Annotated in this window: 24 protein-coding genes; 18 read left to right on the forward strand and 6 right to left on the reverse strand. The window is 68.2% G+C overall.

Annotation, left to right across the window (positions count from 1 at the left end):
- Positions 1-24 precede the first annotated feature (24 nt).
- Together AC1RL8_RS22030 and AC1RL8_RS22035 are read right to left on the reverse strand one after the other, a co-directional pair.
- Positions 25-1,086, reverse strand: a complete 1,062-nt coding sequence (locus tag AC1RL8_RS22030; RefSeq protein WP_492686207.1) for a 4-hydroxythreonine-4-phosphate dehydrogenase PdxA — start codon at positions 1,084-1,086, stop codon at positions 25-27.
- Between the two features lie 38 nt (positions 1,087-1,124).
- Complete coding sequence (locus AC1RL8_RS22035) at positions 1,125-2,105, reverse strand: Bug family tripartite tricarboxylate transporter substrate binding protein (RefSeq protein ID WP_492686206.1); 981 nt, start codon at positions 2,103-2,105, stop codon at positions 1,125-1,127.
- A 93-nt stretch (positions 2,106-2,198) separates the two neighbouring features.
- Here AC1RL8_RS22035 and AC1RL8_RS22040 point away from each other — a divergent pair, with 93 nt between their 5' ends.
- From AC1RL8_RS22040 to xylB, 11 genes are all read left to right on the forward strand, one after another.
- Positions 2,199-3,134 (forward strand): LysR family transcriptional regulator, encoded by a 936-nt coding sequence (locus AC1RL8_RS22040; RefSeq protein WP_492686205.1) that lies wholly within the window; start codon positions 2,199-2,201, stop codon positions 3,132-3,134.
- Positions 3,135-3,317: 183 nt separating this feature from the next.
- On the forward strand, positions 3,318-4,628 hold the full coding sequence (locus tag AC1RL8_RS22045; RefSeq protein WP_492686204.1) for an ABC transporter substrate-binding protein: 1,311 nt from the start codon (positions 3,318-3,320) through the stop codon (positions 4,626-4,628).
- A gap of 58 nt (positions 4,629-4,686) precedes the next feature.
- On the forward strand, positions 4,687-5,544 hold the full coding sequence (locus AC1RL8_RS22050) for a carbohydrate ABC transporter permease (protein ID WP_070059984.1): 858 nt from the start codon (positions 4,687-4,689) through the stop codon (positions 5,542-5,544).
- A gap of 10 nt (positions 5,545-5,554) precedes the next feature.
- Positions 5,555-6,379: a carbohydrate ABC transporter permease gene (locus AC1RL8_RS22055; RefSeq protein WP_013539656.1), complete on the forward strand. Its 825-nt coding sequence runs from the start codon at positions 5,555-5,557 to the stop codon at positions 6,377-6,379.
- Positions 6,380-6,397: 18 nt separating this feature from the next.
- Complete coding sequence (locus tag AC1RL8_RS22060; protein ID WP_492686203.1) at positions 6,398-7,435, forward strand: ABC transporter ATP-binding protein; 1,038 nt, start codon at positions 6,398-6,400, stop codon at positions 7,433-7,435.
- Between the two features lie 90 nt (positions 7,436-7,525).
- Positions 7,526-8,905 carry a D-arabinitol 4-dehydrogenase gene (gene dalD, locus AC1RL8_RS22065; protein ID WP_492686399.1) on the forward strand — a complete coding sequence of 460 codons (1,380 nt, stop codon included), beginning with the start codon at positions 7,526-7,528 and terminating at the stop codon, positions 8,903-8,905.
- Entirely contained in the window at positions 8,902-9,690 is a 789-nt protein-coding gene (locus AC1RL8_RS22070) for an L-iditol 2-dehydrogenase (RefSeq protein ID WP_159273983.1), read from the forward strand. Before dalD ends, AC1RL8_RS22070 begins: the two co-directional genes overlap by 4 nt.
- 17 nt (positions 9,691-9,707) lie before the next feature.
- Positions 9,708-10,379 carry a transaldolase family protein gene (locus tag AC1RL8_RS22075; RefSeq protein ID WP_492686202.1) on the forward strand — a complete coding sequence of 224 codons (672 nt, stop codon included), beginning with the start codon at positions 9,708-9,710 and terminating at the stop codon, positions 10,377-10,379.
- 23 nt (positions 10,380-10,402) lie between these two features.
- A complete protein-coding gene (locus tag AC1RL8_RS22080) occupies positions 10,403-11,371 on the forward strand; it encodes a carbohydrate kinase family protein (RefSeq protein WP_492686201.1) in 969 nt (322 codons plus the stop codon).
- A gap of 15 nt (positions 11,372-11,386) precedes the next feature.
- Positions 11,387-12,328: an AraC family transcriptional regulator gene (locus AC1RL8_RS22085; protein ID WP_070059980.1), complete on the forward strand. Its 942-nt coding sequence runs from the start codon at positions 11,387-11,389 to the stop codon at positions 12,326-12,328.
- A 52-nt stretch (positions 12,329-12,380) separates the two neighbouring features.
- Complete coding sequence (gene xylB / locus AC1RL8_RS22090) at positions 12,381-13,847, forward strand: xylulokinase (RefSeq protein WP_492686200.1); 1,467 nt, start codon at positions 12,381-12,383, stop codon at positions 13,845-13,847.
- 164 nt (positions 13,848-14,011) lie between these two features.
- Here xylB and groL read toward each other — a convergent pair whose 3' ends face one another.
- Entirely contained in the window at positions 14,012-15,667 is a 1,656-nt protein-coding gene (gene groL, locus AC1RL8_RS22095; RefSeq protein ID WP_042579049.1) for a chaperonin GroEL, read from the reverse strand.
- A gap of 55 nt (positions 15,668-15,722) precedes the next feature.
- Entirely contained in the window at positions 15,723-16,013 is a 291-nt protein-coding gene (locus AC1RL8_RS22100; protein WP_056572926.1) for a co-chaperone GroES, read from the reverse strand.
- 377 nt (positions 16,014-16,390) lie between these two features.
- Here AC1RL8_RS22100 and AC1RL8_RS22105 point away from each other — a divergent pair, with 377 nt between their 5' ends.
- Together AC1RL8_RS22105 and AC1RL8_RS22110 are read left to right on the forward strand one after the other, a co-directional pair.
- On the forward strand, positions 16,391-16,882 hold the full coding sequence (locus tag AC1RL8_RS22105) for a cupredoxin domain-containing protein (protein WP_492686199.1): 492 nt from the start codon (positions 16,391-16,393) through the stop codon (positions 16,880-16,882).
- 155 nt (positions 16,883-17,037) lie between these two features.
- Positions 17,038-19,260: a copper-transporting P-type ATPase gene (locus tag AC1RL8_RS22110; protein ID WP_492686198.1), complete on the forward strand. Its 2,223-nt coding sequence runs from the start codon at positions 17,038-17,040 to the stop codon at positions 19,258-19,260.
- On the opposite strand, the gene AC1RL8_RS22115 is transcribed toward AC1RL8_RS22110, so the two are convergent.
- Positions 19,241-20,176 carry a LysR substrate-binding domain-containing protein gene (locus AC1RL8_RS22115; RefSeq protein ID WP_492686197.1) on the reverse strand — a complete coding sequence of 312 codons (936 nt, stop codon included), beginning with the start codon at positions 20,174-20,176 and terminating at the stop codon, positions 19,241-19,243. The genes AC1RL8_RS22110 and AC1RL8_RS22115 overlap by 20 nt on opposite strands.
- 97 nt (positions 20,177-20,273) lie before the next feature.
- Here AC1RL8_RS22115 and AC1RL8_RS22120 point away from each other — a divergent pair, with 97 nt between their 5' ends.
- From AC1RL8_RS22120 to AC1RL8_RS22140, 5 genes are read left to right on the forward strand one after another with little or no spacing between them, the layout of a single operon-like run.
- The gene (locus tag AC1RL8_RS22120) at positions 20,274-20,726 is read left to right on the forward strand and encodes a hypothetical protein (protein WP_143599057.1); all 453 of its coding nucleotides are present in this window, start codon (positions 20,274-20,276) and stop codon (positions 20,724-20,726) included.
- 8 nt (positions 20,727-20,734) lie between these two features.
- Positions 20,735-21,907 carry a trans-sulfuration enzyme family protein gene (locus AC1RL8_RS22125; RefSeq protein ID WP_492686196.1) on the forward strand — a complete coding sequence of 391 codons (1,173 nt, stop codon included), beginning with the start codon at positions 20,735-20,737 and terminating at the stop codon, positions 21,905-21,907.
- A gap of 22 nt (positions 21,908-21,929) precedes the next feature.
- Positions 21,930-22,856, forward strand: coding sequence for a transporter substrate-binding domain-containing protein (locus AC1RL8_RS22130; RefSeq protein ID WP_492686195.1), 927 nt, complete (start codon positions 21,930-21,932; stop codon positions 22,854-22,856).
- Positions 22,857-22,911: 55 nt separating this feature from the next.
- Positions 22,912-23,649: an amino acid ABC transporter permease gene (locus tag AC1RL8_RS22135; RefSeq protein ID WP_062471835.1), complete on the forward strand. Its 738-nt coding sequence runs from the start codon at positions 22,912-22,914 to the stop codon at positions 23,647-23,649.
- Entirely contained in the window at positions 23,649-24,338 is a 690-nt protein-coding gene (locus tag AC1RL8_RS22140) for an amino acid ABC transporter permease (RefSeq protein ID WP_062471832.1), read from the forward strand. Before AC1RL8_RS22135 ends, AC1RL8_RS22140 begins: the two co-directional genes overlap by 1 nt.
- A gap of 7 nt (positions 24,339-24,345) precedes the next feature.
- Here the strand turns inward: AC1RL8_RS22140 and AC1RL8_RS22145 are convergent, their stop codons facing one another.
- The gene (locus AC1RL8_RS22145) at positions 24,346-26,526 is read right to left on the reverse strand and encodes a TonB-dependent receptor (RefSeq protein WP_492686194.1); all 2,181 of its coding nucleotides are present in this window, start codon (positions 26,524-26,526) and stop codon (positions 24,346-24,348) included.
- Positions 26,527-26,675: the final 149 nt, after the last annotated feature.

Genomic DNA, 26,675 nt, shown 5'->3' on the forward strand with positions numbered 1-26,675 from the left:
TTCTTTTGGGCGTTAGCAAGCGGCTTAGGCCACCGCCGCCTCCACGGATGCAGGCGCTGGCGCACCGCTTGCCATCCGCACGCACAGGTCGAAGGCCTGCTGCAGCCCTTCGATCTGCGCCATGCCCTGGCCGGCGATGTCGAAGGCGCTGCCGCTGGCCGAGGTGGCCACGGGCACGGGGAGGCCGCCATGCAAGGTCACGCCTTGTTCGAAGCCCATGAGCTTCATCGCGATCTGGCCCTGGTCGTGGTACATCGACACCACCGCATCGACGTCGCCGCGCCGCGCGCCGATGAACACGGTGTCCGGCGAGAACGGGCCGCGCGCGTCGTGGCCTTCGGTGCGCAGCTGTTCGATGGCGGGCGCGATGATCTCGATCTCTTCCATGCCGATCGAGCCGCCGTCGCCCGCGTGCGGATTGAGCCCGGTCACGGCGATGCGCGGGTGTGTCACGCCGGCGCGGCGCAGCGCCGACGCGATGATCTTCACGGCGTCGCGCACGCCCTCCACCGTGATGTGCCGCGCCACGTCTTTCAGCGGAATGTGCGAGGTCACGCGCGAGGTCCACAGCGACCCGGTGAGGTTGAACTCGCAGACGAAGCCCGTGACCGCGAAGCGCTCCTGCATGTAGCGCAGTTCGTCCTCGTGCACGAGGCCGCCCAGGCGCAGCGAATGCTTGTTGAGCGGCGCGAAGAGGATCGCGTCGGCCTGGCCGTTGCGCACGGCCTGCGTGGCCAGCTCCAGCGCTTCGAACGAAGCCCGGCCCGAGCGCTCGTTCGATTCGCCGAGCACCGGTTCCTCGCCCGCCATCCAGTCGCGCACGAGGAGGCTCGGCCGGCCGTCTTCGAAGCGCAGATCGTCCAGGGCGTTCACCTGCAGCGGCGCCAGCTTCGCGCCCGCCACGCGCTCGCCCGCGGCCAGCACGACGGGGTCGGCGATCAGCAGCACGCGCGCGGCGTCGAGGTTGCGCTGGCGTGCGAGCAGCTTCACGGCCATCTCGGGGCCGACGCCGCTGGGGTCGCCCAGCAGCACGGCGATGCGGGGTTTGGCGGAGGTCACGCGCGGGGAGGAGGAGGGGATGGGCATGGTCGATGTCTGAGAAAAAAGGAAGGGGAAGGTCGGCCTCACTCGGCCTTGATGCGCGCGTCGCGCACGAGCCGGCCGTAGTGGTCGAACTCCTGCCGGTTCATCGCCGCGAAGGGTTCGCCGGTCAGCGTGCCGGGCTCGCCGCCCAGGGCCTTGATGCGCGACTGCACGTCCGCCAGGCCCATCGTGCGCGTGAGTTCGGCGCTCAGCCACTCGACCGCGGGGCGCGGCGTGCCGGCCGTCACGTACAGGCCGTACCAGGTCGATACGTCGGCGCCCTTGACGCCCTGCTCGGCCAGCGTGGGCACGTCGGGCAACTCGGGCGAGCGCTGCGGCGCGCTCACGGCCAGCGCGCGGAACTTGCCGGCGCGGATCTGGCCCATGGCCGAGGAGGTGCTGTCGAACATCATCTCGACCTCGCCCGAGATGATGTCGATGTGCGCCTGCGAGCTGCCCTTGTAGGGCACGTGGATCGAGCTCATGCCCGTGGCCAGGTTGAAGGCTTCGCCGCCCACGTGCTGCGTGCTGCCGATGCCCGACGATGCGTACTTGAAGCCGCCGGGCTTCGCGGCCATCGCGGCCAGCAGGTCCTTCACCGACCTGTAGGGCGAGCTGGCCGACACCACCAGCACGTTGGGCATCACGGCCACGAGGCCGATGGGTTGCAGGTCTTTCAGCGGGTCGTACTTGAGCTTGAGGATGTGCGGCGCCACGGCCTGCGCCGTGTTGGTGGCCAGCAGCAGCGTGGCGCCGTCGGCCGGCGCGCGGGCCGTGAGTTCGCCGGCGATGGTGTTCGATGCGCCGGGGCGGTTCTCCACCGTCACAGACTGCTTCAGCACGGGCGCGAACTTGTCGGCCAGCACACGCGCAAGGATGTCGGTGCCGCCGCCGGGCGAGGCGCCGACCAGGATGCGCAGCGGCTTGTCGGGGTAGGCCGGCTGCGCGCCCGCATTCAGGCAGGCGGCCAGCGCCAGCAGCGCCGCCAGGCCGGCACCGCGGGCCAGGGGAAAGAGGGTCATCGCGTCGTCTCCTGCTTGTTGTGGGCCCGAGCCTACGGAGCTTCGGTCGCGCGATCCAATCGAAAAAGGCCGAAGCTCCATATACTTTTGTGCATGAAACCCGGCCTTACCGACGCCTCGCTGATGCTGCATGTGAGGCCGCGCCAGCTGCTTTTGCTGGCCCGGCTCGACGCACACCGCCACCTCGGCCGCGCGGCCGAGGCCATGAACATCAGCCAGCCCGCGGCCACCAAGCTGCTGCAGCAGCTGGAGGAGTCGCTGGGCGAACAGCTCTTCGAGCGCCTGGCGCGCGGCATGGCCCCCACGCCCTACGGCGAGATCCTGATCCGCTACGCCCACCGCGTGCTCAGCGACTTCGGCACCGCGCGCGAGGAAATGCTCGCGCTGCGTTCCGGCCTGAGCGGCGCGCTGCGCGTGGGCAGCGTGCCAGGCGCGGTGCCCGAGCTGCTGGCGCCGGCGCTGGTGGCGTACCACCTGCGCCATCCGCAGGTGGCCGTGTCGGTGGTGGTCGAGACCAGCGACCTGATGCAGGCGCAGCTGGAGCAGGGCGACGTCGACCTCGTGCTGGGCCGCCTCACCGACGGCCACGACGAGGCCAAGTACGCGAGCGTGCCGCTGCTGGGCGAGTCGCAGGTGGTCGTGGTGCGCGCCGCGCACCCGGTGTTCGAGCGCGCGGCCACGGTCACGCTCGCCGAGATGGCGAGCTGGTCGTGGGTGCTGCAGCCGCCGGGCTCGCCGCAGCGCGGGCGCTTCGAGGCCGCGATGCGCGAGGCGGGCATCCAGGCGCGGCTGGACATCATCGAAACGGCATCGCCCATCGCGATCACGGCGCTGCTGGAGAACTCCGACATGGCCGCCGTCATGCCGGCCTCGCAGGCCAACCATTACGGCCGGCTGGGCGTGCTGCGCACCGTGCCGGTCGAGCTGCCGGTGCGCGTGCCGCCGATCTGCCTCATCACCCGCGAGGACCGTGCGCTGTCGCCGGCGGCGGCGCAGTTCCGGCGCCAGCTGCTGGGTGGGCTCGCGTGACGGGCGAGAACTTCAGTCGGACGTTTTTCCATCCTGAATTGCGTTAACTAGGGATTTCACTAGCCAACTGGTGCAAGAGAGTACTGGTTGGGCCGCTCGAAATACCAAAATCGCAAGCGCGTTTCTCCAGAATCCGGGCACGGCGACCACGATACCGAGGCGTCGCTCACCCAAGGAGACACCATGAAGCGCTTTCTGAAAGCGGGCCTCGCCCTCGCACTCATCGGCACGGGCCTTGTGTCCCACGCCGCCACCGAACTCGTGATCGCGACCGTCAACAACGGCCACATGATCGAGATGCAGAAGCTCACGCCCTTCTTCGAAAAGGCGAACCCCGACATCAAGCTCAAGTGGGTCACGCTCGAGGAAGGCACGCTGCGCCAGCGCGTGACCACCGACATCGCCACCAAGGGCGGCCAGTTCGACGTGATGACCATCGGTCTGTACGAAGCGCCGATCTGGTCGAAGAAGGGCTGGCTGCAGCCCATCGCCACCGATGCCGCCTACGACGCCGACGACCTGCTGCCCGCCATCCGCGCCGGCCTGTCGCACGAAGGCAAGCTGTACGCCGCGCCCTTCTACGGCGAGAGCTCGATGCTCATGTACCGCAAGGACCTGGCCGACAAGGTCGGCTTCAAGATGCCCGAGCAGCCCACCTGGGCACAGGTGAAGGAGCTGGCCGGCAAGATCCATGACCCCAAGGGCGGCCTGTACGCCATGTGCCTGCGCGGCAAGCCGGGCTGGGGCGACAACATGGCCTTCCTGACCACGCTGGTCAACACCAACGGCGGCCAGTGGTTCGACATGCAATGGAAGCCGCAGATCGACACCAAGCCCTGGAAGGACGCGATCGGCTTCTACGTCGACCTGATGAAGGCCTACGGCCCGCCGGGCGCCTCGGCCAACAGCTTCAACGAGAACCTGGCGCTCTTCAACGAAGGCAAGTGCGGCATGTGGGTCGATGCGACCATCGCGGCCTCGTTCATCAGCGACCCCAAGCAGTCGAAGGTGGCCGACAAGGTGGCTTTCGCGCAAGCACCCGTCGCCGTGACCCCCAAGGGCGCCAACTGGCTGTGGACCTGGAACCTGGCCATTCCCGCCAGCTCGACCAAGGGCGCCGCCGCGCAGACCTTCGTGAAGTGGGCGACCTCCAAGGAGTACGTCAACCTCGTCGCCAAGGAGCACGGCTGGGGCACGGTGCCCACCGGCACGCGCAAGTCGACCTACGCGAACCCCGAGTTCCAGAAGGTCGCCAAGTTCGCCGCCGCCGAGAAGAAGGCCATCGACAGCGCCAACCTCAGCGACAGCACCTTGCCCAAGTCGCCGTACGTCGGCGTGCAGTACGCGGCCATTCCCGAGTTCCAGGCCATCGGCGTGGCGGTGGGCCAGCAGATGAGCGCGGCACTGTCGGGCAAGGTCACGGTCGACCAGGCGCTGAAGACCTCGCAGCTCGCAGCCGAGCGCGAGATGAAGAAAGCGGGCTACTACAAGTAAGCCGCGCTTCTTCCCCTCTCCCCGCGGGGAGAGGGCCGCAGCCTGAGAGGAACAGACCATGAAAAGACTCCTGCCCCGCGCCCTCATGGCGCCCGCCGTGCTCACGCTCTTCCTGTGGATGATCGTGCCGCTGCTGATGACGTTGTACTTCTCGTTCGTGAACTACAACCTCATGCAGCCCGGCGAACGCACGTTCGCGGGCATCGAGAACTTTCACTACTTCGTCACCGACCCCGACTTCTGGCCCGCCACGTGGAACACGCTGCTGCTCATCGGCAGCGTCATCGTCATCACGGTGGTGTTCGGCGTGCTGCTCGCGCTCCTGGTGAACGAACCCTTCCCGGGCCGCGGCATCGTGCGCGTGCTGCTGATCTCGCCTTTCTTCGTCATGCCCGCAGTGAATGCGCTGCTGTGGAAGCACATGATGATGAACCCCATCTACGGCATCCTGGCCGACGTGTGGCGCTTCTTCGGCGCGCAGCCGGTCGACTGGCTCACCGACGTGCCGCTGTTCTCCGTGATCATCATGGTGGCGTGGCAGTGGCTGCCCTTCGCGTGCCTGATCTTCATCACTTCGCTGCAGTCGCTGGACCGCGAGCAGATGGAAGCGGCGCGCATGGACGGCGCCAGTTCATTTCAGCGCTTCTTCTATCTCACCATTCCGCACCTGGGCCGCCCGATGGCCGTGGTGATCATGATCGAGATGATCTTCCTGCTCAGCGTGTTCGCCGAGATCGCCATCACCACCAACGGTGGTCCGGGCAACGAGAGCACGAACATGACCTACATGATCTTCAAGCAGTCGCTCATGAACTTCGACGTGGGCGTGGCGTCGGCCGGTGCGCTGTTCGCGGTGGTGCTCGCGAACATCGTCGCGGTGTTCCTCATCCGCATCATCGGCAAGAACCTGGACTGAAGGAACGACCATGCAACCCAGCAACTTCCTTCCCCAGCTGCTGCGCACCGTCGGTGCGTGGGCCGTGGCACTGCTCCTGTTCTTCCCGCTCGGCTGGCTGTTCCTCACGGCCTTCAAGACGGAGCTGCAGGCCATTCACGTGCCGCCGCTGTTCATCTTCGAGCCCACGCTCGACAACTTCGGCGAAGTGCAGCGCCGCAGCGACTACCTGCTGTATGCGCGCAATTCGCTCATCACCAGCCTGGGATCGACCATCCTGGGCCTCTTGATCGCGGCGCCGGCCGCGTACTCGATGGCGTTCTTTCGCACGAAGAAGACGCGCGACATCCTCATGTGGATGCTCTCCACCAAGATGATGCCGGCCGTGGGTGCGCTGGTGCCGATCTACGTGCTCGCGCAGACCGCCGGCATGCTGGACTCGCTCACCGCGCTGACCATCGTGTTCACGCTGTCGAACCTGCCGATCATGGTGTGGATGCTCTACAGCGCCTACAAGGACATTCCGAACGAGATCCTCGAGGCCGCGCGCATGGACGGCGCGAGCCTGTGGACCGAGTTCCGCCACGTCGTGATGCCGCTGTCGGTCGGCGGGCTCGCATCGACCGGCCTGCTGTGCCTGGTGCTGAGCTGGAACGAGGCCTTCTGGGCCCTCAACCTCACCTCCGCCAAGGCCGGCACGCTGGCCACGCTCATCGCCTCGTACTCCAGCCCCGAGGGCCTGTTCTGGGCCAAGTTGTCGGCCGCCTCGCTGATGGCCATCGCGCCCATCGTCGTGTTCGGCTGGTTCAGCCAGAAGCAACTGGTGCAAGGCCTGACCTTCGGCGCCGTCAAGTAAAGAAAAGGGAGACATCTCATGGCCTACCTCGAACTCAAGAACATCAAGAAGAGCTTTGGCGACGTCCACATCATCAAGGGCGTCGACCTGCAGATCCAGAAGGGCGAGTTCATCGTCTTCGTCGGGCCTTCGGGCTGTGGCAAGTCGACGCTGCTGCGCCTGATCGCAGGGCTCGAACCGATCACCAGCGGCAACCTGCTGCTCGACAGCAAGGACATCACCTGGGCGCCCTCGGGCAAGCGCGACCTGGCAATGGTGTTCCAGAGCTACGCGCTGTACCCGCACATGAGCGTGTACGACAACATGTCCTTCGCGCTGAAGCTCGCGGGCGTGGCCAAGGACGAGATCAAGACGAAGGTCGAGTACGCGGCCAAGACACTCAACCTCACGCAGTACCTGGACCGCACGCCGAAAGATTTGTCGGGCGGCCAGCGCCAGCGCGTGGCCATTGGGCGCGCGATCGTGCGCGCGCCGAAAGTGTTCCTGTTCGACGAGCCGCTGTCGAACCTCGATGCGGCGCTGCGCGGCAACACGCGCGTCGAGATCCACAAGCTGCACCGCGCGCTGGGTGCGACCACCATCTACGTGACGCACGACCAGGTCGAGGCCATGACGCTGGCCGACCGCGTGGTGGTGCTGAAAGACGGGCTCATCGAACAGGTCGGCACGCCGCTCGAACTCTACGACCGCCCGGCCAACCAGTTCGTCGCGCAGTTCATCGGCATGCCGTCGATGAACATGGTGGCGGCGAGCGCGATCCCGAGCTTTTCCGCCGCCACCGGCGGGCGCCTGCCGAGCGACGGCTTCCTGGGCGTGCGCCCCGAGGGCCTGCGCGTGCATCCGAAGCAGGGCGCGGCCGCCGGCGTGCCGGGCCGCGTCGAGCTCATCGAGGCGCTGGGCGCCGACACGCTGATCCACGTGGACGTGGGTGGCGTGCCGCTCATCGCGCGCCAGAACGAACGCACGCCGCTGCAGGCCGGCGACGACGTGGCGGTCGAGCTCGACCCGTCCGTGCTGCACCTGTTCAGCCGCGAAGGCCGCGCTGTCGCCGCCTGATCCGACGACCCTCACTTTCAACGGACCTTCCCCGTGACCCTCGCAGCAGCGGGCCTCGTGCCCACCCCACCGGCACCCTCGGAATTCACGGTGCTTCACCTCGGCCTCGGCTCGTTCCACCGCGCCCACCAGGCCGTCTACCTGCAGCGGCTGATCGATGCGGGCGACACCCGCTGGTCGCTGTCGGGCGCCAACATCCGGCCCGACATGGCCGAGGTCGTCGCGGCGCTGCAAGCCCAGGGCGGGCGCTACACGCTCGAGACGGTGTCGCCGGCCGGCGAGTACCGCTACGAGCAGATCGAAGCGATCCGCGAGGTGCTGCCGTACGAGCCCTCGCTGGCCCCGGTGATCGCACGCGGCGCCGCGCCGTCCACGCGCATCGTCTCCTTCACCGTGACCGAGGCCGGCTACTACCTCGACACCAAGGGCAAGCTCGACCTGTCGTTCACCGACCTCGCGGCTGACATCGAACGCGCACGGCGCGGTGAGGCCGGCGAGACGATCTACGGCGCGGTCTGCGCGATCCTGCGGGCACGGCATGCCGCGCAGGCGGGCCCCGTGACGCTGCTGAACTGCGACAACCTGCGCCACAACGGCGACCGCTTTCGCGCAGGCCTGCTCGAGTTCATCGCGCTCGTCGGCGACGCACCGCTGCAGGCCTGGGTCGATGCCAACACGCGCTGCCCGAACGCGATGGTCGACCGCATCACGCCGCGTCCGCCGCCCGAGTTGCGCGCGCGCGTGCGCGCCGCCACGGGCCGCGACGACGGCGCGGCGGTCACGGGCGAGAGCTTCATCCAGTGGGTGGTCGAAGACGACTTCATCGCCGGCCGGCCCGACTGGGGGCGCGTGGGCGTCGAGCTGGTCGACTCGGTGCAGCCGTATGAAGAGGCCAAGATCCGCATCCTCAACGCCACGCACAGCTGCATCGCCTGGGCCGGCACGCTGGCCGGGCTGGGCTTCATCCACGAAGGCACGCACGACGCGGCCATCCGCCAGATGGCCTTCGACTACGTGACCGACGACGTCATTCCGTGCCTGAGCCCGAGCCCGATCGACCTCGCGGCCTACCGCGACGTGGTGCTCGACCGCTTCGGCAACCCCGCGATCCGCGACACCAACCAGCGCGTGGCGGCCGACGGCTTCTCGAAGATCCCGGGCTTCATCGCGCCGACCGTGCGCGAGCGGCTGGCGGCCGGGCAGGGCATCGACAGCGTGGCGATGCTGCCCGCGCTGTTCCTCGCGTTCCTGCAGCGCTGGCACCGGGGCGCGCTGCCCTATGCCTACCAGGACCAGAGCATGGACGAGGGCGTGGCTCACGCCATCTGCGACGCGGCCGACCCCGTGGCGGCGCTGTGCGCCGATGCCGGGCTGTGGGGCGGCCTCGCGGGCGATGCGCGGCTGGTCGATGCGGTGCGCCGTGCCGGCGAGCGCGTGGCGCGCTTCATCGGCGACAAGGAAGCCTCATGAGCGGCCGCCTGCAGGAGCGCCATGTGCTGCTGACCGGCGCGGGTGGCGGCATCGGCCTGGCCGTGGCCGAGGCCTGCATCGCCGAGGGCGCACGCTGCAGCGTGATCGACCGCGCGACCGCCGCGCCCGAGGCCGTGCGCGCGCTGCAGCAAGCCCACCCCGACGCGCTCGCCTACATCGCGGCCGACGTGACCGACACGCAGGCCATCGCGCACATGCTGGCCGAGGCGCAGGTCGCCTTCGGTCCCGTCCACACGCTGTTCAACAACGCCGCCGTGTTCGACCTCGCGCCGCTGCTCGACAGCGACGAGGCCTCGTTCGACAAGCTCTTCGCGGTCAACGTGAAGGGCATGTTCTTCGTGATGCAGGCGGTGCTGCGCCACATGGTCGAGGCCGGCACGCCGGGCGCGTCGGTCATCAACATGGCCTCGCAGGCCGGGCGCCGCGGCGAGGCGCTGGTGTCGCACTACTGCGCGACCAAGGCGGCCGTCATCAGCTACACGCAGAGCGCCGCGCTGGCCATGGCGCCGCACGGCATCCGCGTCAACGGCATCGCCCCCGGTGTGGTCGACACGCCGATGTGGGACCATGTCGACAGCCTGTTCGCCAAGGCCGAAGGGCTGGCGCCGGGAGAGAAGAAGCGGCGCGTCGGCCTCGCCGTGCCGCTCGGGCGCATGGGCGTGCCGGGCGACATTGCCGGGGCGGCGGTGTTTCTCGCCAGCGACGAGGCGCGCTACATCACGGCGCAGACCCTCAATGTCGACGGCGGCAATGTCATGAGCTGAACCCACCTTCCTTTCGCATGAACGACGACTTCCACCTGTACCTCGACAGCGCCGACCTGGCCGAGCTGCAGGCCTGCCTGCCGCACCCGGTGGTGCACGGCGTGACGACCAACCCGACGCTGCTGCAACGCGCCGGCGTCGGGCGCGCCGATGTGCCCGGTCTGCTGAAACGCTGCATCGACCTGGGCGCGCGCCAGGTGCAGGCCCAGGTGTATTCGAGCGAGGTCGACGGCATGCTGGAAGACGCGGCCGTCCTGCTGCCGCAGTTCGACCCCGGCCAGCTCGTCATCAAGATTCCCGCCACGCGCCAGGGCCTGGACGCGGGGGCGCGGCTCATCGCCCAGGGCGTGCCTGTGACGTGGACCGCCGTGTACGCGCCCGAGCAGGCGCACTTCGCCGCGCAGCTGGGCGCGGCCTATGCGGCGCCCTACCTCGGCCGGCTCGAAGACGCCGGCATCGACGGGCTGGCGCTCATCGCGCAGATGCAGTCGCTGGTGGCGCAACGGCCTTCGCCGGGCACGCGGCTGCTGGTGGCGAGCATCCGTTCGCGCGCGGCCTACCTGTCGCTGCTGGGGCTGGGCGTGGGCGCCATCACCATCCCGCCGCGCCTCTTTGCCGAGCTGCTCGACCATCCCGCCACCCTGGCTGCCGAAGCGGGTTTCCTGGCCGACGCCCGCGCCTTGCCCTGACAGAAGAAGAAAATCCAAGCACCATGCGCATTGCACTCACGGGCGAGGCCCTGATCGATTTCACCGCCGGCGAAGGTGGCACCCTGGCGTTCCTCGGCCATGAAGGCGGCTCGCCGCTGAACACGGCCGTGGCCTGCGCACGGCTCGGGCAGCCGACCGGCTTTCTCACGCAGCTGTCGACCGACCTGTTCGGCGAGCGGCTGATGGCTTTTCTGGAACGCAACGGCGTCGACACCCGGCTCATCCTGCGCAGCGACGCACCGTCGACGCTGGCGTTCGTCGAGCGCACGCCGCAGACCAACCGCTACGCCTTCTACACACGCGGCAGCGCCGACGCCACCTGGGCGCCCGAGCCGCTGCCGCAGCTGCCGGCGGAATGCCGCTTCCTGCACTTCGGCTCGATCTCGCTGCTGCAGGAGCCGGCGTCGTCGCGCATCGCCGACCTCGTGGCCGCCCACACGGGGCGCTGCGTGATCGTGTTCGATCCCAACGTGCGGCCCAGCCTGATCCCGGACATGGCCGCCTACCGCGCCCGCGTCAGCGCGTGGTTCGCCATGGCCGACCTGGTCAAGCTCAGCGACGAAGACGCCGCGCTGCTCGCCCCCGGGCGGCCGGTCGATGTGCTCGCGGCCGAATGCCTCACGGCCGGCGCGCGCGCCGTGGTCGTCACGCGCGGCGGTGCCGGCGCCACGCTGTGGCGCACCGGCAGCGCGCCGCTCACCGTGGCCGCGCCGCGCGTCGAGGTGGTCGACACCATCGGCGCGGGCGACACCTTCACCGCCGGGCTGTCGGTGGCGCTGCTGGCGCACGGCGTCGAGCATCCGGCGCAACTGGCCGAGCTCGGCGACGACGCCTGGCGCGCCGTGATGCGCTTTGCCGCCACCGCCGCGGCCCTGAACTGCACCCGCGAGGGCGCCGATCCACCGACGCTGGAAGCCGTTCGCACGGCGCTTTCGCAGGAAGACAACGAGGCCGTCGCTTCCCGGCCCTGATCGATCCGTGCCGCCATGACCACGACCACCCGCAAACGCGCGATCCCTCGCCAACGCCAACCCGAGCTGGAGCGCGATTTCGCACGCTCCCCGTCGCTGGGCTACGAGGCCCCGGAAGAAACCGGCTTGGTGCGCTGCCTCGCGCACGGCTTTCCGAGCCCGCTGGTGCGATGGCACTTCCATGAAGACTACGAGCTGCACCTGATCACCGAGACCTCGGGCAAGGCCTTCATCGGCGACTGGATCGGGCCGTTCCAGCCCGGCCACCTCGTGCTGTGCGGGCCGCGCCTGCCGCACAACTGGATCTCGCTGGACGTGCCCGAAGAAGGCGCCGCCGGGCGCGACCGCGTGATCCAGTTCCGCCACGAGCCCATCGAGCGCGCGGCCGCCGAGATTCCCGAGCTGCGCGACGTGATGCCGCTGCTCGACCGCGCGCGCCACGGCATCGAGTTCTTCGGCATGTCGGAACAGGCGCTGGCGCACTGGGACGCCATCAAGGCCGCGCGTGGCGTGCGCCGCCTGGGCCTGTTCTGCGAGTTCATGGCCGACCTGGCGCAGTGCACCGACTACCGGCTGCTGTCGAGCGTGCAGATGCAGGGCGTGCAGGGCAGCGACGGCGATGCGCAGGTCGACCAGATCAACGACATCGTGAACCGCATCACCAACAACATGACCGACTCGATCTCGATGTCGGACGTCGCCGCCGAGCTGGGCATGAGCGAGAGCCGCTTCAGCCGCTTCTTCCGCCGCTCGACGGGCAACAGCTTCACCGACTTCGTGAACCGCGTGCGCATCAACAGCGCCTGCCACCTGCTGATGCAGACCGACCACTACGTGACCGACATCTGCTACCAGGTGGGCTTCAACAACGTGGCCAACTTCAACCGGCGCTTTCTCGAAATCAAGGGCATGACGCCGAGCGAGTTCAGGCGCCAGGCCGACACGCGCTTCGGCTGATTTCTTTCAAGGCGAACGCGCCCGCTCCGAAGGCGCCATCAGGGAGACCATCTTGTATCTGGGACTCGACCTCGGCACGTCCGAGCTCAAGGCATTGCTGCTCGCGGACGATCACCGCATCGTCGGCGTGGCACGCGCGCCGCTCACGGTCGACCGGCCGCACCCGCTGTGGTCCGAGCAGGCGCCCGCCCAATGGTGGCAGGGGCTCGAGGCGGTCATGGCCGAGTTGCGCACCACGCATGCGAAGGCGCTGGCGCAGGTGCGCGCCATCGGCCTGTCGGGCCAGATGCACGGCGCCACGCTGCTCGACGCGAAAGGCGAGGTGCTGCGTCCGGCCATCCTCTGGAACGACGGCCGCAGCGGTGCGCAGTGCGAGGCGCTCACGCGTGCCGTGCCGCGCCTGGGCGAGATCGCCGGCAACCTCGCGATGCCCGGCTTCACCGCGCCCAAGCTGCTGTGGGTGCGCGAGCACGAGCCCGAGGTCTTCGCCCGCGTGGCGCGCGTGCTGCTGCCCAAGGACTGGCTGCGCTTCATGCTCAGCGGCGAGGCGGTCAGCGAGATGTCCGACGCGGCCGGCACGCTGTGGCTCGACGTGGGCGCGCGCGACTGGTCCGACGAACTGCTCGCCGCCACGGGGCTCACGCGCGCTCACATGCCGCGGCTGGTCGAGGGCAGCGAAGTCTCCGCGCTGCTCGAGCCCGAACTGGCGACGCGCTGGGGGCTGCGCGAGGGCGTGAAGATCGCCGGCGGCGCGGGCGACAACGCCGCCAGCGCGGTCGGCATGGGGCTCGTGGAACCGGGGCAGGGCTTTGTCTCGCTCGGCACCTCGGGCGTGGTGTTCGTCTCGACCGACCGCTTTTTGCCGAACCCCGCGCAGGCGATGCACGCCTTCTGCCACGCGCTGCCCAGGCGCTGGCACCAGATGTCAGTGATGCTCTCGGCCGCGAGCGCGGTGAGCTGGGCGGCGAAGACCTTCAAGTTCGCGGACGAGGCGGCGTTGCTCGAAGCCGCAGCCTCGGTCGCGCTGGCGGACCGGGGGCGTTGCCCGCTGTTCCTGCCGTACCTGTCGGGCGAGCGTTCGCCGCACAACAACCCGAATGCGCAAGGGGTGCTGTTCGGCCTCACGCATGCGCATGGCCCCGCGGAGATTGCCTACGCCGTGGTCGAGGGCGTGAGCTTCGGGCTGCGCGATGGCTTCGACACGCTGCGCCTGCCGGCCGGCATGCCGCTGCGCGAAGTCGCGCTGGTGGGGGGCGGTGCGCGCAGTGTGTGGTGGGGGCAGTTGCTGGCCGACATCTTCCAGGTGTCGCTCACGCTGTACGCGGGCAGCGAAACGGGCGGGGCGCTCGGTGCGGCGCGGCTGGCGTGGCTGGCCGATGGAGGTGCTGTGGCAGAGGTGTGCACGCTGCCGCCGGTGAAGCAGACGCTGGAGCCTTCAACCGAAGGGGCCGATGGGCACAGGACGCGGCATGCGCGATTCCAGGTGCTGTACATGGCGCTGCGCGACCAGTTTCGATAAGCGAGCGCATCTGATCGCCCCATGAAAAAAGCCCCGCCGAAGCGGGGCTTTTTTCTATTTCGCGAAACACCGCGGAACCGGCTTGGCCGGGCCGCAGGTGTTGCCCCCGGTAGGGGGTTGGCGTAGCGGACACGAAGTGCCGCGCAGCCTGGGGGCGAGCGAAATTACATGCCCATGCCGCCCATGCCGCCCATTCCGCCCATGTCGGGCATGCCGCCGCCGCCAGCGCCGGACTCGTCCTTGGGTGCGTCAGCAACCATGGCTTCGGTCGTCAGCAGCAGCGAGGACACCGAAGCGGCGTTCTGCAGTGCGGTGCGGGTGACCTTCGTCGGGTCCAGGATGCCCAGCTCGAGCATGTCGCCGTACGTGTCGTTCGCAGCGTTGAAGCCGTAGTTGCCCTTGCCGGCCAGCACAGCGTTCACCACCACCGAGGCTTCGCCGCCGGCGTTGTTCACGATTTCGCGCAGGGGCGCTTCGATGGCCTTCAGCACCAGCTTGATGCCGGCTTCCTGGTCAGCGTTGTCGCCCTTGACCGACTCGCCCACGGCTTGCTTGGCACGCAGCAGTGCCACGCCGCCGCCAGCCACAACGCCTTCTTCCACTGCAGCGCGGGTGGCGTGCAGGGCGTCTTCGACGCGAGCCTTCTTTTCCTTCATTTCGACTTCGGTGGCAGCGCCAACCTTGATCACTGCCACGCCGCCGGCCAGCTTGGCCACGCGCTCTTGCAGCTTTTCACGGTCGTAGTCGCTGGTCGCTTCTTCGATCTGAACGCGAACTTGCTTCACGCGGGCTTCGATGTCACCGGCAGCGCCAGCGCCGTCGATGATGATCGTGTTTTCCTTGCCCACTTCGATGCGCTTGGCTTGGCCCAGGTCGGCCAGCGTCACCTTTTCGAGCGTCAGGCCCACTTCTTCAGCGATGACCTTGCCGCCCGTCAGGATGGCGATGTCTTCCAGCATGGCCTTGCGGCGGTCGCCGAAGCCAGGCGCCTTCACAGCCACGACCTTCAGGATGCCGCGGATCGTGTTCACGACCAGCGTAGCCAGGGCTTCGCCTTCGACTTCTTCGGCAATGATCAGCAGCGGGCGGCCAGCCTTGGCGACTTGCTCCAGCACCGGCAGCAGGTCACGGATGTTGCTGATCTTCTTGTCGAACAGCAGCACGAAGGGGTTGTCGAGCAGCGCCGATTGCTTCTCGGGGTTGTTGATGAAGTAGGGCGACAGGTAGCCGCGGTCGAACTGCATGCCTTCGACGACGTCGAGTTCGCTGTCCAGCGACTTGCCGTCTTCCACGGTGATCACGCCTTCCTTGCCGACCTTGTCCATCGCGTCAGCGATGAGCTTGCCGATGGTTTCGTCGCTGTTGGCCGAGATGGAGCCGACTTGCGCGATTTCCTTGGAGGTGGTGGTGGGCTTGGAAGCCTTCTTCAGCTCGGCGACCAGGGCCGTGACAGCCTTGTCGATGCCGCGCTTCAGGTCCATCGGGTTCATGCCGGCAGCCACCAGCTTGAAACCTTCGCGAACGATGGCTTGTGCCAGGACCGTGGCGGTCGTGGTGCCGTCACCAGCGTTGTCGCTGGTCTTGGAGGCCACTTCCTTCACGAGCTGGGCGCCCATGTTCTGCAGCTTGTCCTTGAGTTCGATTTCCTTGGCCACGGACACACCGTCCTTGGTCACGGTGGGGGCGCCGAACGAACGCTCGAGCACCACGTTGCGGCCCTTGGGGCCCAGGGTCACTTTGACTGCGTTGGCCAGGATGTTGACACCCTCGACCATGCGTGCGCGGGCTTCTCCGCCGAAGACTACGTCTTTTGCTGCCATGATGAATTAACTCCGAATGGATTGAATTTGGATGGGATCGAAAGGAGGAGAAGAATTACTTCTCGACGACTGCGAACAGGTCGTCTTCCTTCATCACGAGCAGTTCGTCGCCATCGACCTTGACGGTCTGGCCGCTGTACTTGCCGAACAGGACGCGGTCGCCGACCTTGACGGTCAGTGCGGCCAGTTCGCCCTTGTCGTTGCGCTTGCCCGGGCCCACGGCCAGGACTTCACCCTGATCGGGCTTTTCGGCGGCTGCGTCGGGGATGACGATGCCGGAGGCGGTCTTGGTTTCGCTGTCAACACGCTTGACGATCACGCGATCGGCCAAAGGACGAAGTTTCATTGCATCTCCTGGAAGGGTAAGAAACGGGTTTGTTTGTGGTCGGGCGCCGGAGAAACCGGCGACCTGTCGACTGGATGGGAGGGCTGTTAGCACTCGTCAGCAGCGAGTGCTAATCATAAGGGCATTCGATGACCTTTCAAGGGCGGCGCCCTTGCCGCCGTTTGGCACCGCCGTGCTTTTCCGGGGAAACACCGGGTGGCCGGGTGCCTTCGGCCGGGAAGTTTTGAGATATTTTGCCCGGGCAAAATAAGGCCGTGCCCATGTCGCCGATGCACGGAGGTCGCGCGCGCAGATTGCTTTTTTGTAATCCGGGTGATCGGTGGTGGACGGGCTTGGCTTCCTAGAGTCGCGGCATCCCGGCAACCTCCAAGGACACCATGACACACACCTTCCGCACCACCGTTTTCGCTGCAGGAGCCGCACTGGCCGCTGCCGGCGCCTTTGCCTCGGGCACCCATGCCGGTGGCCACGGCCACGATGCCGAAGCCGCCGTCGGCAAGCCCGGCGTGGCCGCCAAGGTGACGCGCACGGTCCAGGTCGACATGACGGACTCGATGCGCTTCACGCCGGCGGACATCAAGGTCAAGCAGGGCGAGACGGTGCGCTTCGTCGTCAAGAACTCCGGCGTCCTGAAGCACGAGCTCGTGCTCGGGACCGAGAAGGCGCTGCTGGCGCACTACGAGGCCATGAAGAAGAACCCCGAGATGGAGCACGCCGATCCGAACATGGTCACGCTGGCTGCGGGCAAGACCGGCGAGATCGTCTGGCAGTTCACCCAGGCCGGCAAGGTCGACTTCGGCTGCCTGCAGCCGGGCCACTACGACGCCGGAATGAAGGGCGCGGTGCTGGTGGGCAAGGCCGGCAAGTGAGCGTCATGCGCACGCGTCTTTCACGCGCCGGCCGCCATGCCGGCGCTTTTTCTTCCAGGGTATCGCGCGACAGGGCTTGACCTTCACATCGTGTCAACCTGGACACTGATCGCTTCCCCCTCAAGGGCTTCCCCCTTTCCTGTCGGAGAACGCGAATGAACGACACGTCCACCAGGCACGCAGGACACCCCCACGGTCATCACGGCCACCACGATCACCACGCATCGCACGGGCATGCGCCCGCGGGCCCTGCGCAGCCCGCCGCGCAAGGCACGGTCTACACCTGCCCCATGCACCCGGAGATCCGGCAGGACCATCCCGGCAACTGCCCCAAGTGCGGCATGACGCTGGAGCCCGAGATGCCGACCCTCGACGAGGGTGAAGACCCCGAGCTGAAAGACTTCAAGCGGCGCTTCTTCTGGACGCTGCCGCTCAGCGTTGTCGTCACCGTGCTCGCCATGGCCGGCCACCGCCTGCAGTGGTTCGAGATGGGCACGCAAAGCTGGATCGAGCTCGTGCTCAGCGTGCCGATCGTGCTGTGGGCCGGCTGGCCGTTCTTTGTGCGCGCGGTGCAGTCGGTGGCGAACCGCAGCCCGAACATGTGGACCCTGATCGGCCTGGGCACGGCCGCCGCCTTTGTCTACAGCGTCGTGGCCACGGTGGCGCCGGGCGTGTTCCCCGCGTCGTTCGTGTCGATGGGGCGCGTGTCGGTCTACTTCGAAGCGGCGGCGGTGATCATTTCGCTCACCTTGCTGGGCCAGATCCTCGAGCTCAAGGCGCGCTCGCAAACTTCCGCGGCCATCAAGTCGCTGCTGGGGCTCGCGCCCAAGACGGCGCGCCGGATCGGCGCCGACGGCACCGAGGAAGACGTGCCCATCGGCCACGTGCATGTCGGCGACAAGCTGCGCGTGCGCCCCGGAGAGAAGGTGCCGGTGGACGGCGTGGTGATCGAAGGCGGCAGCGCGGTCGACGAGTCGATGCTCACCGGCGAGCCGCTGCCCGTGACCAAGCGCGTGGGCGACAAGCTCATCGGCGCGACGCTCAACACCAACGGCGCCCTCGTCATGCAATCGGAAAAGGTCGGCTCGCAGACCGTGCTCGCGAGCATCGTGCAGATGGTCGCGCAGGCCCAGCGCTCGCGCGCACCGATGCAGCGGATGGCCGACCAGGTCGCCGGCTACTTCGTGATGACGGTGATCGCCATCGCGGTGCTGACCTTCTTCGCCTGGGGGTTCTTCGGGCCGCAGCCCAGCTGGGTCTACGGCCTCATCAATGCCGTGGCGGTGCTCATCATTGCCTGCCCCTGCGCGCTCGGTCTTGCGACGCCGATGTCGATCATGGTCGCCACCGGCAAGGCGGCCACGCAGGGCGTGCTGTTCCGCGATGCCGCGGCGATCGAGAACTTCCGCAAGGTCGACGCGCTCATCGTCGACAAGACCGGCACCCTGACGGAAGGCCGGCCGCAGTTCGAGCGCGCGGTGCCTGCGCCGGGCTTCACGGCCGACGAGGTGCTGCGCCTGGCGGCCAGCCTGGACCAGGGCAGCGAGCACCCGCTGGCCGACGCCATCGTGCGGGCGGCGCGCGAGCGCCAGCTGGCGCTGGACACGCCCGAGGGTTTCGAATCCAGCAGCGGCATCGGCGTGAGCGGTGGCGTGGCCGGCAGGAAGCTGGCGCTCGGCAACACGGCGCTCATGGAACAGCTGCGCGTGCGGGTCGACGACCTCAAGCCGCAGGCCGAGGCCCTGCGGGCCGAGGGCGCGAGCGTCATGTTCCTGGCGGTGGACGGCCAGGCGGCCGGCCTGCTCGCGGTGTCGGACCCGATCAAGCCGACCACGCTGGAGGCGCTGGCCGCGCTCAAGGCCTCGGGCCTGCGCGTCATCATGGCCACCGGCGACGGGCTGACCACCGCCCGGGCCGTCGCCGCGAAGCTGGGCATCGACGAGGTGCACGGCGAAGTGAAGCCGGCCGACAAGCTCGCGCTGGTCGACAGGCTGCAGCGCGAAGGCCGCATCGTCGCGATGGCGGGCGACGGCATCAACGACGCGCCTGCGCTCGCCAAGGCCGACGTCGGCGTGGCGATGGGCACCGGCACCGATGTCGCGATGAACAGCGCCCAGGTGACGCTGGTCAAGGGCGACCTGCGCGGCATTGCGCAGGCGCGCGTGATCTCCGAGCAGACCATCGCCAACATGAAGCAGAACCTGGGCTTCGCCTTCCTCTACAACGCGCTGGGCGTGCCGCTGGCCGCGGGCGTGCTGTTCCCGTTCACGGGCTGGCTGCTGTCGCCGATGATCGCGGCGCTGGCGATGAGCCTGAGCTCGGCGTCGGTGATCACCAATGCCTTGCGCCTGCGCGGCGCTACCTGGCGCGAGGCTTGAGAAGGCCCGCCAGGGCCTTCTGGTCTTCGGCCAGCTGCATGCGCATGAGCTGGAGCACGCGCACCGCCAGGCCGGACAGCGGCTGTCCCGGCGGCAGCACCAGCATGCCCGCGAAGGACACCTCCAGCGACAGCGGGCGCACGGCCAGGCCGCGCTGCGCGTACTCCAGCGCGGTGACCGGGTTGACGACGCCGATGCCCATGCCGCTCAGGGCCATCTCGCACACGCTGGCCGCGTAAGGGGTCTCGACCAGCACGCTCAACGCCACGTTGCAGTCCGCCAGGGCCCGCTCCAAGCGGCGCCGGGACGCATCTTCCGGGTTGAGCGCGAGGAAGGGCTCTTCGGCGAGCTGATGCGGCTGGATGGTCCTGGCGCGGGCCAGCCGGTGTTTGGCATGCATCACCACCACGCCCGGAAAGCGCGCGAATTCGGAGTGCTCCAGGCCGGTCGTCGGCATCTCGTCGGCCATCAGCCCGAAGTCGACCTGGCGCCCCAGCACGGCCTCGTGCACCTCCCGCGAGCTGAGCACCTGCAGCGAAATCTGCGGGCGGGCATCGGCGTCGCCGCGCTCGGCCACCAGCCGCGACAGCACCCGCGGCACGAAGCTCAGGCCGAAGGCCGGGTACACCGCCATGCGCAGCGTGTTGACGCCGAAGCGCTTGAGGCTGCGCATGCGGTGCTCGATGCTGCTCAAGCCCACGAAGACGCGCTCGACCTCGGCCAGCAGCGCCTGCGCTTCGGGCGTGGGGTGCAGGCGGCCGCGCAGCCGGCGGAACAGGGGAAAGCCCGCGGCTTCCTCCAGCCTGCGCAGCGACTGGCTGATGGCCGGCTGCGTCACGCCCAGCAGCGCCGCCGCCTTGCTCGCGGAGCCCACGGACATCACGGAACGGAACACCTCGATCTCTCGGAGCAACATATAACAACCGCTTATGGAGAAAGAACTTCGGGCGCGATCCGGATTATCTCCAGCGTCCTAGAGTTGGTGTCTTCAGCCACTTCCCGAAAGACGCGAGATGAACCTTCGAACAGCGCTTGCAGTGACGGTCCTGGCGTGTGCGGCGCCCGCATGGGCGCACGACTTTTCCAGCGACGTCGCCAGGTTCCAGACCCTCGCGGCCACCCGCAAGCCCGACAGCCCGCAGGCGGTGGCCGCCAAGCTGGCGCTGGAGCGGGCGCAGGGCGAGATGGAGCAGTCGGACGTGAAGATGCTGCTGCGCATCCGTTCGATGACCAACGCCGGCCTGCGTGCCCTCGGCGAGCAGCCGGCCTTGCTCACCAGCGAGTACAAGCGCCTGGAGGCGGCGCTGGCCAACCCGAAGACCCAGGACCCGGCCCGGATCGCCACCGCCCGCGAAACTTTCACCCGCCTGGGCGTGGAGATGAAGGTCTACACCGATCTCGAAACCATGGCCGTCGAGCAGATGAAGCATGCGCTGCAGCTCATCGAATCGGCCCCCGCGAACTGACTTCCACCGTGAACCCTTCCATTTCCCATCCCGGCGCGTCCCCTGGGGACGCCGCCTTCGCCAGCCTGGCGCCGCCGGTGTGGCGCGCCTCCACGGTCGTGTTCGATTCGCTCGACGATTTCGTGCATCGCCGCACCCGCCTGCCGGACGGCTTCAGCTACGGCACGACGGGCACGCCGACGCAGCGCGCCCTCGAGGCGCGCATCGCCGAGCTGGACGGCGCCGCGCACGGCATCGTCTTTCCTTCCGGACAGGCGGCCATCTGCGGCGTGCTGCTCGCACTGCTCCAGAAGGGCGACCACCTCTTGATGACCGATGCCGCCTACGGCCTGGCCAAGTCCTTCGCCGTCGAACGGCTGCAGGCGCTGGGCATCGAGGTCGAGTTCTATGCGCCGCGCATCGGCGCGGGCATCGAGCGCCTCGTGCGCCCGAACACGCGGCTCATCTGGCTGGAGTCGCCCGGCACGGTGACGATGGAAGTCGAGGACGTGCCGGCGATCACCGCCGTGGCGCGCGCCCGTGGCGTGCTGACCGCCATCGACAACACCTGGGCCAGCCCGCTGGGCTTTGCCGCGCTGGCGCATGGCGTCGACCTGTGCATTCACGCATGCACCAAGTACATGGGCGGGCATTCGGACGTGCTGATGGGCAGCGTCACCACCCAGGACGAAGGCCTGTACCGCTCCTTGCGCGGCCTGCAGTCGCTGATGGGTCTGGCCGTGAGCCCGGAGGACTGCTTCCTGGTGGCCCGGGGCCTGGACACGATGCAGGTGCGCATGGAGCGCCAGGCCGCCAGCGCGCGCCTGATCGCCGGGCAACTCGCCGCACACCGCCTCGTGCGCCGGATGCTCTTTCCGGCGCTGCCCGGCGCGCCGGACCATGCGCTGTGGGCGCGCGATTTCGCGCAGCCCGGCTGCGTGATGTCGCTGCAGCTCGTGGACTGCCCCTACGACGCCTACCGGACGCTGTTCGCAGGCCTGAAGCGCTTTGCCATCGGCGCCAGCTGGGGCGGCGTGCGCAGCATCGCGGCCTTCTACCCGGCGGAAGAACTCGCCAGGCGCAATTTCTGCGACGTCGAAGGTCCGGTCATTCGCCTGTCGATCGGCCTGGACGACCCCCAGGCCCTGCGCGACGAGCTGCTGGGCGCGCTGGACGCCTGCGCCACGCGTTTCGATCTCTGACCCCCGACACCTGGAGCCTGCGATGACTTTCAAGCCGACCCTTCACGCCGCGTCGACCCGTTCCTTCCTCGCCATGGCCGGCCTCGCGCTGTGCGCCGGCGTTGCCGCGCAGACCGCATCGCCGCTGGACGGCACGCTCAGGAAGATCAAGGACACCGGGGCGATCACCGTGGCCACGCGCGGCGCCTCGATCCCGTTCAACTACCTGGACGACCACAACAAGCAGGCCGGCTTCGCCTGGGAAATCTCGCAGCGCGTGGTCGCCCAGGTGAAGAAGGACCTGCAGCTCGCCCGGCTGGAGGTCAAGACCCTGGAAGTCACGCCGCAGACGCGCATTCCGCTGGTGGCCAACCAGACGGTCGACCTGGAGTGCAGCTCGACCACCAACAACGCCGAGCGGCAGAACCAGGTGTCGTTCTCGACGACCTTCTTCGTCGTGGGCGCACGGCTGCTGGTGCGCAAGAACTCCGGCATCAAGCACTGGGCCGACCTCGTGGGCAAGAACGTCGTGGTCAGCGCGGGCACCACGGCGGAGCGCATGCTGCGGCAGCTCAACGAGAAGAACAAGTGGGGCATCCAGATCATCCTGGCCAAGGACATCAACGAGAACTTCCTGACCGTGGAGACGGGGCGCGCGGTGGCCGCGACGCAGGACGACATCATTCTGTTCAGCAACATCGCCCGCGCCAGGAACCCGGCGGACTGGGAGGTGGTCGGCGTGCCGCAGCAGAAGGAAGCCTATGGCTGCATGCTGCGCAAGGGCGACGCGGCGTTCAAGAAACTCGTCGACGGCGTGATCACCGGGATGATGCGATCGGGCGAGTTCACCGCGTTGTACGAGAAGTACTTCCTCAAGCCCATCGCGGTGAAGGGCAGCGTGACGGTCAACTTCCCGATGTCGCCCGACATGCAGGAGCTCGTGCGCCATCCGAGCGACCAGCCGCTGTAAGGCACGGACGCGGCCACCCCTTCACGAACCGAACCGCCTTCCGGCACCTTTCGCGATGCACTACACCTGGGATTGGTTGATCTTCTTCAAACCCTCGGTCACGGGGGAGGGCCTGTACGGCCTGATGCTGGTGCGCGGGTTGCTGTGGACGGTCGCGCTGTCGCTGCTGGCCTGGACGCTGGCATTGGGCCTGGGCCTGATCGCCGGCGTGGCCCGGACGCTGCCCCACCGGACGGCGCGCACGCTGTCGGCGGTGTACATCCACTGCTTTCGCAACACGCCGCTGCTGGTGCAGCTGTTTCTCTGGTACTTCGTGGTGCCGGAGCTGTTGCCGACCGCCTGGGGCCATGCGATCAAGCAGATGAACCCGACCGCGAACCAGTTCCTCACCGTGCTGGTGGGCCTCACGCTCTACACGGCGGCGAAGGCGGCCGAGCAGGTGCGTGCGGGCATCGAGTCGGTGCCGCGCAGCCAGAAGCAGGCGGCCATGGCGATGGGCCTGGGAACCGTGGCGGCCTACCGGTACGTGATCCTGCCGCAGGCCCTGCGCATCGTCATCCCGCCGCTGACCTCGGACTTCCTGAACGTGTTCAAGAACTCGGCCGTCGCGCTGACGATCGGGCTCATGGAGCTCACCGGGCAGACGCGCCAGCTCAGCGAGTTCAGCGCCCATCCCTTCGAGGCCTTCATCGTGGCGACGCTCATCTACATGGCGATCACCTACGGCGTGATCGTGCTGATGCGCCGCATCGAACATCGGGTGCGCGTGCCCGGGCTGCTGGGCGCCGCGTGATGGGCTACGACTTCGATTGGGTCGCCCTGCAGCGCGCCTGGCCCTACCTGCTGCAGGGCCTGCAGATGACCGCCTTGCTGGTGGCGGCCTCCATGGCCGCGGGCATCGGCCTGGGGACCCTGCTGGCGATCACGCGGATCTTCGCGCCGCGGCCGGTGGCGGCGCTCGTGGCGGGGTACGTGAACCTGTTTCGCTCGATCCCGCTGATCCTCACGATCCTGTGGATCTACTTCCTGATGCCGGTGGTGCTGCGCGCCGTGACCGGCGACCCGAACCTCGGCGTCGGGCCGATCTACGCCGCGCTCGTGGCCTTCGTGCTCGCGGAGTCCGCGTACTACTGCGAGATCATCCGCGCCGGCATCGGCAGCGTGCGCGCCGGCCAGATGCAGGCGGCGCAGTCGCTGGGGATGTCGCCGGGGCAGGCCCTGCGGCACGTGATCCTGCCGCAGGCCTTTCGCAACATGACGCCCTCGCTCATCAACCAGACCATCGCGCTGCTCAAGGACACCTCGCTGGTCTACGTGATCAGCCTGAACGACTTTCTCGGCGCCGCCAGCAAGGTGGGACAACGCGACGGGCGCGTGGTCGAGGTCTACATCCTGGTCGCCGTCGTCTACCTGGTGCTGTGCACGGCGGGCGCCTGGTGGGTCACGTGGCTGCAACGGCGCAAGGTGGCGGCGGCGACCTGAGGCCTTCTCAGAACTTCGCGCGCAGCGTCAGCTGCACTTCGCGCCCCGGTCCCGGCAGGATCAGGTTGTCCACGCTGCCGTGGGCCGAGACGTAGTACTTGCGGTTCGCGATGTTCTTCAGGTTCAGCGCGATCTCGTAGCGCTCGGTCTTGTAGCTGGCCGCGAGGTCGGCGGTCAGGTACGAGGGCAGCGTGACGAGGTTGCTCAGCGAGGCATAGCGCGCGCTGACGTAGTTCAGGCCGCCGCCGGCGCTGAAGCCGTGGCCGAGGTCCTTCATGGCCCACACGAAGGCCGAGTGGCGCGGCGTGAGCGCGGCGGTCTTGCCCTGCACCGGGATCGCGGCGCCCACGGGCAGCTGCAGCGAGCTCACGGTGGCGAGCGACTTGGTCATCTTCGCGTCGAGGTAGGCATAGCCCGCGCTCACGTCCCAGCGGCCCGGCAGGCGGCCGTTGAGCGCGAGCTCCAGGCCGTTGGTGCGCTGCGTGCCGACGTTGATCTGGCGGCGCGGGTTGTTCGGGTCGGTGTTCTTGATGCCCGAGCGTTCCAGGTTGAACAGCGCGGTCGTGAGGTTCAGGCCGCCGTCGAGCAGGTCGAACTTGGCGCCGATTTCCTTGTTGACGGTGATCTCGGGCGCATTGTCGATGTTGCCGGTGGACAGCGCGAAGTTCTCACCCGAGGGCTGGAACGAGCGGCTGTACGACACGTAGTACGACTGCACCGTGTCGGGCTGCCACACCACGCCGGCGCGCGGGCTGAACTTGCGGTCGGTGCGTTCCAGCGGCGCGAGCTTGCGCTCGAAACTGGTGTCCTGCTTGAACACGTCGTAGCGTCCGCCGATCAGCGCCTTCCAGTGCGGCGCCAGCGTGATCTGGTCCTGGACGTACACGGCCGCGGTCTTGAACTCGCTGTTGCTCGGGATCGCGCCGTCGGCGAGGTAGGTGGCCAGCGGGATCGGCAGCGGGTCCGCCACCGGGCTGAACAGGTTCACGCGCTGCGCTCCTGTGGCGGAAGACACGCTGAAAAGGCGCTTGCGCTGCACGCCGAACTCGGCACCGACCAGCCACTCCTGCTTGAAGCCGCCCAGGTCGTTGCGCCAGGTCAGGTCGGTCTGGTTGAACCAGCCGCTCTCGTCGCGGTCGACGATGCCGCGCGTGCGGCCCACCGTCAGGCGCACCGGGTCGGTGGTGCCGCTGGGCAGCGTGTTGTTGCGGTCCAGGTGGTAGCTCGAATAGCGCGTGGTGTTGCGCAGGCTCAGCGCGTCGCTGAAGCGATGGTTCAGCGTGGCGGTGAAGGTCTGCACCTTGCTGGTCACGGTGTCGTCGCGCTTGCCGTGCGCCGAGCCGTAGTAGGCGCCGATGGGCACGTCGACCGGGCGGCCGTTGAGCGCCGGGATGCCGAAGTCGGTGAGGCGCTGGTCGCGCAGGTTGGTGTACTGCAGCAGCAGGTCGGTCTGCGGGCTGAACTTGATCGCCAGCGAGGGCGCGATGTTGTGGCGGTCGGTGAACTGCTGGTCGCGGTAGCTGTCCGACTGCTCGCCCGCCACGTTCAGGCGGAAGGCCATGTTCTCGCCGATGGGCGTGTTCAGGTCGATCGTGCTGCGCGTGTAGTGGTGGCTGCCCAGGCCCAGCGAGACCTCGCCGAAGCGGCGCTCGAACACGGGCTTCTTGGTCACGCGGTTGATCAGGCCGCCCGAGGAGCCGCGCCCGTAGAGCACGGCGGCCGGGCCCTTGAGCACCTCGATGCGCTCGGTGTCCGAGAGGTCGCGAAAGTACAGCGCGTCGTCGCGCACGCCATCCACGAACCAGTCGGAGATGCCGCTGAAGCCGCGGATCACGACTTGGTCGCGCTGGCCGTCGCCGTGGTTGAAGCTCACGCCCGGCACGTTGCGCAGGGCGTCCTGCATCGACACGGCGCCCTGGTCGCGCAGCAGCTGTTCGGGCAGCACGTTGACGGCCTGCGGCACGTCGCGCAGCGGCGCGCTGCCCTTGGTGGCGGTGCTGGCGGCGGCCGGGGCGTAGCCCTTGTCGTCCTCGGCGCTGACGGTGACTTCCTTCAGCGTCGTGGCGGCGGTCTGTGCCAGCGCGACGCCCGACAGCGACGCGAGGGCGGCGCCAGCCAGCAGCGAAAGGGGCCACAGCGGGCGCGAGGGGGTGGCGGTGCGGGTGGCTGTGCGGGAGGAGGGCTTCATGTTGTCCGGTTGTGCTTGTTCTTGGAGGGCGGCGCCGCGCAGGGGCAGCCGTACGCGACAACGCCCTTCGTCGCGAGAGACGAAGGGCGTTGTCGTGCCCTGCCTTGAACTGGAAATGTCTGGGTGAGGCAATGGCGCAGCGCGGACGG

It is taken from the genome of Variovorax sp. GW822-FHT04E09, assembly GCF_058800845.1.

What these genes read in the sequence shown, in the direction of transcription:
- AC1RL8_RS22145 (WP_492686194.1), bottom strand. Translation starts at nt 26,526, where the DNA reads ATGAAGCCCTCCTCCCGCACAGCCACCCGCACCGCCACCCCCTCGCGC.
- AC1RL8_RS22130 (WP_492686195.1), top strand. Translation starts at nt 21,930, where the DNA reads ATGACTTTCAAGCCGACCCTTCACGCCGCGTCGACCCGTTCCTTCCTC.
- AC1RL8_RS22060 (WP_492686203.1), top strand. Translation starts at nt 6,398, where the DNA reads ATGGCCTACCTCGAACTCAAGAACATCAAGAAGAGCTTTGGCGACGTC.
- AC1RL8_RS22040 (WP_492686205.1), top strand. Translation starts at nt 2,199, where the DNA reads ATGAAACCCGGCCTTACCGACGCCTCGCTGATGCTGCATGTGAGGCCG.
- AC1RL8_RS22115 (WP_492686197.1), bottom strand. Translation starts at nt 20,176, where the DNA reads ATGTTGCTCCGAGAGATCGAGGTGTTCCGTTCCGTGATGTCCGTGGGC.
- AC1RL8_RS22075 (WP_492686202.1), top strand. Translation starts at nt 9,708, where the DNA reads ATGAACGACGACTTCCACCTGTACCTCGACAGCGCCGACCTGGCCGAG.
- AC1RL8_RS22035 (WP_492686206.1), bottom strand. Translation starts at nt 2,105, where the DNA reads ATGACCCTCTTTCCCCTGGCCCGCGGTGCCGGCCTGGCGGCGCTGCTG.
- AC1RL8_RS22080 (WP_492686201.1), top strand. Translation starts at nt 10,403, where the DNA reads ATGCGCATTGCACTCACGGGCGAGGCCCTGATCGATTTCACCGCCGGC.
- AC1RL8_RS22070 (WP_159273983.1), top strand. Translation starts at nt 8,902, where the DNA reads ATGAGCGGCCGCCTGCAGGAGCGCCATGTGCTGCTGACCGGCGCGGGT.
- AC1RL8_RS22055 (WP_013539656.1), top strand. Translation starts at nt 5,555, where the DNA reads ATGCAACCCAGCAACTTCCTTCCCCAGCTGCTGCGCACCGTCGGTGCG.
- AC1RL8_RS22135 (WP_062471835.1), top strand. Translation starts at nt 22,912, where the DNA reads ATGCACTACACCTGGGATTGGTTGATCTTCTTCAAACCCTCGGTCACG.
- AC1RL8_RS22120 (WP_143599057.1), top strand. Translation starts at nt 20,274, where the DNA reads ATGAACCTTCGAACAGCGCTTGCAGTGACGGTCCTGGCGTGTGCGGCG.
- AC1RL8_RS22140 (WP_062471832.1), top strand. Translation starts at nt 23,649, where the DNA reads ATGGGCTACGACTTCGATTGGGTCGCCCTGCAGCGCGCCTGGCCCTAC.
- AC1RL8_RS22030 (WP_492686207.1), bottom strand. Translation starts at nt 1,086, where the DNA reads ATGCCCATCCCCTCCTCCTCCCCGCGCGTGACCTCCGCCAAACCCCGC.
- AC1RL8_RS22050 (WP_070059984.1), top strand. Translation starts at nt 4,687, where the DNA reads ATGAAAAGACTCCTGCCCCGCGCCCTCATGGCGCCCGCCGTGCTCACG.
- AC1RL8_RS22045 (WP_492686204.1), top strand. Translation starts at nt 3,318, where the DNA reads ATGAAGCGCTTTCTGAAAGCGGGCCTCGCCCTCGCACTCATCGGCACG.
- AC1RL8_RS22085 (WP_070059980.1), top strand. Translation starts at nt 11,387, where the DNA reads ATGACCACGACCACCCGCAAACGCGCGATCCCTCGCCAACGCCAACCC.
- AC1RL8_RS22110 (WP_492686198.1), top strand. Translation starts at nt 17,038, where the DNA reads ATGAACGACACGTCCACCAGGCACGCAGGACACCCCCACGGTCATCAC.
- groL (WP_042579049.1), bottom strand. Translation starts at nt 15,667, where the DNA reads ATGGCAGCAAAAGACGTAGTCTTCGGCGGAGAAGCCCGCGCACGCATG.
- AC1RL8_RS22105 (WP_492686199.1), top strand. Translation starts at nt 16,391, where the DNA reads ATGACACACACCTTCCGCACCACCGTTTTCGCTGCAGGAGCCGCACTG.
- AC1RL8_RS22100 (WP_056572926.1), bottom strand. Translation starts at nt 16,013, where the DNA reads ATGAAACTTCGTCCTTTGGCCGATCGCGTGATCGTCAAGCGTGTTGAC.